The sequence below is a fragment of the Sulfurovum sp. genome (assembly GCF_049668085.1).
Classification (GTDB): Bacteria; Campylobacterota; Campylobacteria; order Campylobacterales; family Sulfurovaceae; genus Sulfurovum.
In genome coordinates, this window is record NZ_JBATIY010000079.1 from 63,283 (window position 1) to 70,547 (window position 7,265).

A 7,265-nucleotide genomic window follows, 5' to 3' on the forward strand; every position below is an offset into this window, starting at 1 on the left:
GACTACTTCTTCAGAGTAACTGGTGAAACGAAATCAGATGGTTTGACCGCGAGTACAGAACAATGAATCTGATTAAGTATATCTTCTGCGGTATTACCGATGATCAACCCTGGGATACCAGTACGTCCAATAGTTCCCATAACGACCAAGTCAGCATCTATATTTTTTGCAAACTCTGGAATCACTTTGTTTGGAAAACCTTTGACAAGGTGTTTTTTTGGTTTAAGAAAATCAATTAATTCTCCTGTTTTTTCGGTGGAGATTTTATCTATAAATGTATCTAGTTTCTCCTCATGTATACGCTTTATATTTTTTGTATATTCAAGAATCCGGGCATGGTCCATTCTTAAACGTGCTCCTTGCAACATACTTTCGCCAGGTAAATACCAAGCATGCACTATATGAAGGTTTGCTAATTCAGAAACAGCCAGTGATCCTGCCATCTTAAGGATCTGCACATTTAAAGATTCATTAGCTTTGATCTCCTGCTCATGCTCTGAATTACTTATATCGATAGTGGCCAAAATGTTCTTATATGACTTTGGTGTATCTTTATGTATCATCCACACTGGGCATGGACATTTTCTCAGTAGATGCATATCATCACTACCGAATATACGATCCATCCATTCTAATTTTGTCGGTGTTTTAATAACCAAGTCGTACTCATTACGAAGTACTTCATAGATTATTTCAAGAAATGGTGTACCAACAAGTATCTTTGTATAAATTTTAATTTTCTGCGGAAAAGTATCCACAAAAGATTTCAACTGCTCATTTTTTGAAGCCATTACAGATGCTTCAATATCGTCCATTATGTTTTGCTTAATCATGTTTGCATTCATGCCTGAGCCTGGAAAAACATTTATCACCGTCAGGTTTGCATTGTTCTTCTCTGCAAGTGTTAAAGCACGTTCAAGTCCCATTCTGTTTCCATTTTCGGGGTCAACTACACATAATATATTCTTAAATCGTTGCATTGTACTTATCTCCTTTATAAAAATTTTGACATGAACTAAATATCTTAGCTACTTGTTCTTCTAATATAATGAGTTCCGTTTTAAAATCATGTCGACTATCCATGATATGAATGGTTAACTCATTGTCCTCCATCTGAACTGTTAATGTACCTGGTATTAAATTCACCAAATTTACCATAAAGACACGCGGTAAACCAGGAGGCAAACTTAAGGAATACTTTACCATGTCCGGGCTAATAGGTAGACGTGGATGAAAAACTCGTAAAGCAACTTCTAATGCACCCTTAATAGAATAAATCAAAAAAAGTGGTATAAATGCTGCTAGTCTGATGAATGCGATATGAACTGGAGGAAAAAGTGTTATGCTTAAAATCGTACTCAGTATTACAGCCGGTAAACCGATCCACCATGAAGATGCATCACCATCTGTAAGTACCCACCAAGTTAATAGGAAAAGTAATATCCGAAAAACTAAAGACGACGGGGTAACATTTTTCACAAAAACATATAGAAAGCCAGTTGATTTTAGTTTAGTCTTCATATCCTTGCCTTTTATTTATAGCAGTTTTCTGAATGAATAATTTAATCATATCTTGTTGAGAAAAGCATTAATGTTTCTCTCAAATAGTCAAGTTCAAATCCAAGTGAAGTCATATGATTTAAAGTATTTTCACATGCTTTAATTTTGATTTCACCTGCTTTGGTATTTTTTCCATATTGTTTTGCTTCTTCAGCTGGAATGACATATTTCATACCAGTGACAATACCAAGTAAGTATGTATTATAAGCCTCAATATTTTTACCATTTCCATTTACTAGATAGTCACATTGTTTTTTAAGGGCATTATTTATTTCTGTACTAGCAGATACATTGATTGATAGAATAGCAAGAAATGTCATAAGAATCATTAGTTTAGTTTTCATTATTCATCCTTTTTATATTATTTATAGCAGAAGAATTAAATAATAACAAGGCTATTTTCAAAACCTAATAAAATATATAATATTATAAAGTTTTCATATTTTAGTAAAATGAACTTTATGTCATCTAAAGTACTAATACATTTAATTATTTAAGAGAAGTTCTTTTGCATCTTTTCTTGTAACTTTTGCTCTATAGTAGAATACTTTTCTTGCATCTTTTGTTCGATTGTGCAGTACTTCTCTTGTAGCTTCTGCTCGATTGTGGAGTAGTTCCTTGCTTGTTTCTGTTTGATAGTGAAGTATTTGTTGTGCATCTTTTCCTCTTTTCTGTAGATTAGTTTTTTTGCTTCTGTACTACTATAGTCTTAATTAACACAATATTATTCAATTAACTGTATACAAAATAATCATTTTTCTTTAAACTAAAAATAATTATAGATATACCCTTATAAAATATATAATAATCTAAGGTTTCAGCATCTCATTAAGCGAGAGATATTAAAGTTATATAAATAAGTATATGAGAGGGATTTTTGATTAATTTTTGGACCAATTGAAGTCCGAAGACTTCATTAATATTAGTCAGCGGAACGATAAGTTATGCCCTATTCCTTTATTTACTATATTTATCCATATACTAATGACACATTTGGGGTCATTTTTTTTAATATTCGTTGAACATTTTCATAGTTTAACACTTCCTGTCTTTTCCTGCTCTGCTTCTTCTTTCACAAGTTTATCCGAAACAGCACCAGGTGATTTAGTGTGACGGGCTAATAGATTATAGGCTATAGGCACGATAAAAAGTGTAAAGATCGTTGCGGCAAAAACACCACTCAAAATGACGATCCCGATCACAAAACGTGTTTCAGAACCTGCACCACTTGAGATAACTAGAGGAATTGCCCCAGCGATGGTTGTAATACCTGTCATTAGAATCGGGCGAAAGCGTATTTCAGCTGCCTCTATCAAGGCTTGTGAGAATTCCACTCCTCTATCTCGAAGTTGGTTTGCAAACTCAACGATCAAAATACCATTTTTCGCCGACAGTCCAACCAGTATAATCAGCCCGATTTTCGAATAGATATTCAGTGAAGTATCAGTGAGATAGAGCCCCAGTAAACCACCTCCCATAGCTAGTGGCACTGTTAGCATAATGACAAATGGATGTATATAACTTTCAAACTGTGCGGCAAGTACTAAAAATACAACAAGAAGTCCTAAAACAAATACAAATACAATAGACGAACCTGATTGTATAAAGTCACGGCTTTGTCCTTTGTAGTCAACGATAGCAATTTCAGGCAAATGTTTTTTCACCATGTCATTAAGATAGGTCAATGCTTCATCTAGCCTATATCCCTCTTTGAGATTGGCTTCCAGGGTGATAGCACGTATACGATTATAGCGTGTGAGTGTCTTAGCCGCACCGTATTCTTTAATGGTAACAAGGTTTGACAGCGCTATCATAGATCCCGAACGATCAGATCTTACATAGATGTTTTTTACTTGGTCGAAAGAGCGTTGTTTCGCCCGTTCACCTTCTACAATAACATCATACTCCTCTCCTCTATCTAAAAAAGTGGTCACTCTTCGTCCAGCCATCATGGTTTCTAGAGTGGTACCGATTTCTTTGATTGATACACCAAGTTCCGCTGCCCTATCATAATTGATCTCAAAATCAATTTGTGGACGTGTTTCTTTATAGCTGCTATCAAGTCCTATAAGCCCAGGGTTGTTTTCAGTGATTTTTTCAAAAAGTATGTTTCTCCACTGGGCAAGTTCTTCATAGGTTGACCCACCCAAAACAAATTGGACTGGTTTTTCAGCTCTCCCTCCCAACCCTTGTCGCATGATGGTAAATACACGTACACCAGGTAGATCTGAAAGTTTTTGACGAATCTCAGCCATGATTTTTGTTGCAGGTCTGCGCTTTGACCAATCGTTAAGTAGAACAATTGCCATTCCATCATTAAAATTCGCCAATGTGCCAAAACCACGAGGTGTTCGAACTAAAAGACGACTGACTTGATTCTCTTCTACATAAGCCATTAAACGCCGTTCGATTTCCGTCATATACTCTTCCATGTATTTGTATGTTGCCCCTTCAGGCCCATTAACCATGACAAAAAAAGCACCTCTATCTTCTTTAGGTATAAACTCTTGTTTCACATTAGGATATACCCAAGTGGTAACTCCCAACAAAATAAAAAACAGTAAGCTGGCAAGTAGCGGTAATTTGAGCATTGTTTTTAGAAGTTTTATATACAGGTTACGTAAATATTTTAAAAAACTATCCATAAAACCTATCAGAGCATTTGGTTTTGAGGTTTTTGCAGAGAGGAATTTAGAAGCAATAACGGGTGAAAGGGTGAGGGCAATAAAGGATGAGAAAGCAACTGCTGCTGAGATGGTAAGTGCAAACTCCGTAAAAAGCCTACCAATGTCCCCTTCCAAAAAGGTAATAGGTACAAATACCGCAATAAGTACGAGGGTAGTTGCGATGATAGCAAAGCCTACTTCTCTAGCACCACGGTACGATGCCACAAGCGGTGTCTCACCATACTCTTTCATACGACGTACGATATTTTCAAGCATGACGATCGCGTCATCCACTACTAGACCGATTGCAAGTACTAGCGCTAACAGTGTCAAAAGATTGACAGAAAAACCAAAAGCATAGATGAGCATGAAGGTTGCAATAATAGACACAGGAACTGCCACAGCAGGTACCAATGTGGCACGAATACTTCCTAAAAAAAGATAGATGACCAAGATGACACAAGCAATAGCGATAAAGAGTGTCATATAGACTTCTTTGATGGAAGCCTCAATAAAAATAGAACTGTCATAACTTTGTTCTATGGTCATACCCTCAGGCAGTGATTTGTTAAGTTTTTCTGTGAGGGCTTTAACATTTCTGGATACTTCGATGGTATTTGCGGTGGATTGTTTGATAGTACCTATACCTACCATAGAGATGCCGTTACCACGAAAAAAGGTACGATCCTCTTCTACACCAAGCTCTACACGGGCAACATCTTCAAGACGCACAAGATAACCATCTGATCCTTCTTGTAAAACCAACTTTTTAAAATCTTCTGGTTTTTTAAAATTTCTGTCTATACGTGCTTGAAATAAACGTGTATCTGATTCTAAACTTCCAGCAGGCAGTTCTATGTTTTCAGCTTTGAGTGCTGACTCCACGTCTGAGACACTGAGGTTTCTAGCGGCAAGTTTTTTACGATCAAGCCAAATACGCATAGCATAGCTAAGCCCACCCCCTACTCTGACTCTCGCGACACCACCAAGTGTGGAGTATTGGTCTACAAGATAGCGCCTTGCATAGTCAGTGAGTTCCGGAACGCTCATCTTTGTACTGGCAAGGTTTTGCCAAATGATCACATCATCATTACTGTCTACTTTTTGCACTTCTGGAGGATCTGCCTCTACAGGCAGATCGCCTTGTATTCCAGCGATACGATCACGTACATCATTGGCTGCTGCATCAATATCACGGTTGACAGAAAACTCTATCGTCACTTTTGATTCTCCATCATTAGAAGAAGATTCAATGAAGTCTATGCCCTCAATCCCTGCGATACGTTTTTCAACCAGCTCAGTGATCCGAGTTTCGACGATGTTTGCAGGTGCACCGGGATAGGTAACTTCAACCGTGACTACAGGTGGGTCAATATCGGGATACTCACGAAGTGACAGACGGTCAAAAGAGACAAGTCCAAAAGCAATGAACAACAGTGAAATAACTGAGGCAAAAACCGGACGTTTAATAGAGATATCAGATAAGATCACGGGATATTCTTTTCCATCAGTTCCATAAGGGTTTCATCCCCTTTTTGTATCGCTTGTATCATGATCGGTTTTCCAGATTTTGCTTTCATAGTGCCATGTATGACCACTAGATCTTCTGCTAAAAGACCTGATAACACCTCTACCTTCCCTGGTTCTCTTACACCTGTTTCAACCAAGCGTTTTTCTACTGTTTTGATCTTCTCTTTTTCAATAACTACCAAAACAAAATTTTTATCAGCATTTGGAATTATCGCTTCCTCAGGAATAACCAGTGCTTGTCGAATATTGGTCTCTAATGTTACTTGCATTAAAAGTCCAGATTTAAGAGTATGATCAGTATTGTCGATGAGAGCTCTTAGCCTGATAGTACGTGTGAGGGGATCTACTTGATTGTCTATATGTGATATTTCTCCATAGAAGACTTTTTTTGGGAACGCATCAGTTGTTGCTTTAATTTTTACACCCGTTTTAAGAGTAGATAGAAAAAGTGAAGGGAGCGAAAAATCAAGTTTCATAACACTGTCATCATGAATGGTGGCAATAGGAGTGCCAGGACCAAGCATAACACCTACACTAATGTTTCTAAGTCCTATGAGACCGTCAAATGGAGCTACTATACGTCGTTCATCAATTTGTGACTTGATGGCATTGATCCGTGCATTGGCTTTTGAAACTTCTAGTTTAGATTGATCAAGATTTGTTTTTGCAACAGACCCATTTGCAATTAAGGGTGTAAATCTTTTCACTTGTCTTTTGGCTTCTTCCAAGATGGCATTTTGCTCTTCAAGTGTTGCGAGTTCTTCTTCTATCTTCATCTCCAGCAGGAGCATGCCTTTTTTTACGCGCTGTGCATCGTCAAAGTGAATGGCTTGAACATGTTCAGTCACTGTAGACATTAGTTCTACGCTTTCATTAGCTCCTAAACTTCCTAGTGCTTCCACTTGGTCTTTAAAAATTTGATTTTCCACTTGAGAAACTATCACTTTCGTGGCAGTGTCAGCCTGTACTGACTGTGTGGACAGTACAAGAATAAACAGAACTATCAGTCGGGTGTAAAATTGTTTCATTTTTTAAGTTCTCCTCCCACTGTACAATACAGCCAGATACTAAAATATGCGTACGTTTAGCTCAGCAATCTCTATCACTTGGTAATATAATGCCCCTAAATATTAAGATAATCATCTTGCATCATCCTATTTCCCTATCTAGCGACTATCTTACCCTACATTCTTTAAATAATCAATAGCAATATTCATCTATTTTTGATAGTTGATAGATAAATACAATTTTATTCAGTTATGTTTTTGTCTATGGATACTATTCACCAAAAAGAACATTCTCTTTTTGCTGTATCATTCTTGAGGTAATGAAGCTAACAATCAAGATTGTTAAGATCGGTATAAAGAAAAAATAGAGCAACAGAACATCTGGCCTAAAATCCCAATAGGAGTTAAAGAGTAAAGTGCTAATAATATAAGAACCAATACTACCTAGGAGTATCCCTAAAATACTTGCACCTAGAGAGATTAAACCAAATTCAATTAAAAA

General features: G+C 36.9%; 7 protein-coding genes. All 7 read right to left on the minus strand.

The window, feature by feature from the left end:
- Nucleotides 1–2: 2 nt before the first annotated feature.
- Nucleotides 3–980 carry a universal stress protein gene (locus WBM70_RS05125; RefSeq protein WP_424557438.1) on the minus strand — a complete coding sequence of 326 codons (978 nt, stop codon included), beginning with the start codon at nt 978–980 and terminating at the stop codon, nt 3–5.
- The gene (locus tag WBM70_RS05130; RefSeq protein ID WP_424557439.1) at nt 967–1,521 is read right to left on the minus strand and encodes a Na+/H+ antiporter subunit E; all 555 of its coding nucleotides are present in this window, start codon (nt 1,519–1,521) and stop codon (nt 967–969) included. Before WBM70_RS05130 ends, WBM70_RS05125 begins: the two co-directional genes overlap by 14 nt.
- 41 nt (nt 1,522–1,562) lie before the next feature.
- Nucleotides 1,563–1,904 (minus strand): hypothetical protein, encoded by a 342-nt coding sequence (locus WBM70_RS05135; RefSeq protein WP_424557440.1) that lies wholly within the window; start codon nt 1,902–1,904, stop codon nt 1,563–1,565.
- A 149-nt stretch (nt 1,905–2,053) separates the two neighbouring features.
- Nucleotides 2,054–2,218 (minus strand): hypothetical protein, encoded by a 165-nt coding sequence (locus WBM70_RS05140; RefSeq protein WP_424557441.1) that lies wholly within the window; start codon nt 2,216–2,218, stop codon nt 2,054–2,056.
- Between the two features lie 370 nt (nt 2,219–2,588).
- Nucleotides 2,589–5,717, minus strand: coding sequence for an efflux RND transporter permease subunit (locus tag WBM70_RS05145; protein ID WP_424557442.1), 3,129 nt, complete (start codon nt 5,715–5,717; stop codon nt 2,589–2,591).
- On the minus strand, nt 5,714–6,784 hold the full coding sequence (locus WBM70_RS05150) for an efflux RND transporter periplasmic adaptor subunit (protein ID WP_424557443.1): 1,071 nt from the start codon (nt 6,782–6,784) through the stop codon (nt 5,714–5,716). Before WBM70_RS05150 ends, WBM70_RS05145 begins: the two co-directional genes overlap by 4 nt.
- Nucleotides 6,785–7,034: 250 nt before the next feature.
- Nucleotides 7,035–7,265: hypothetical protein (locus WBM70_RS05155; protein WP_424557444.1), on the minus strand; the 231-nt coding region annotated here is incomplete at its 5' end.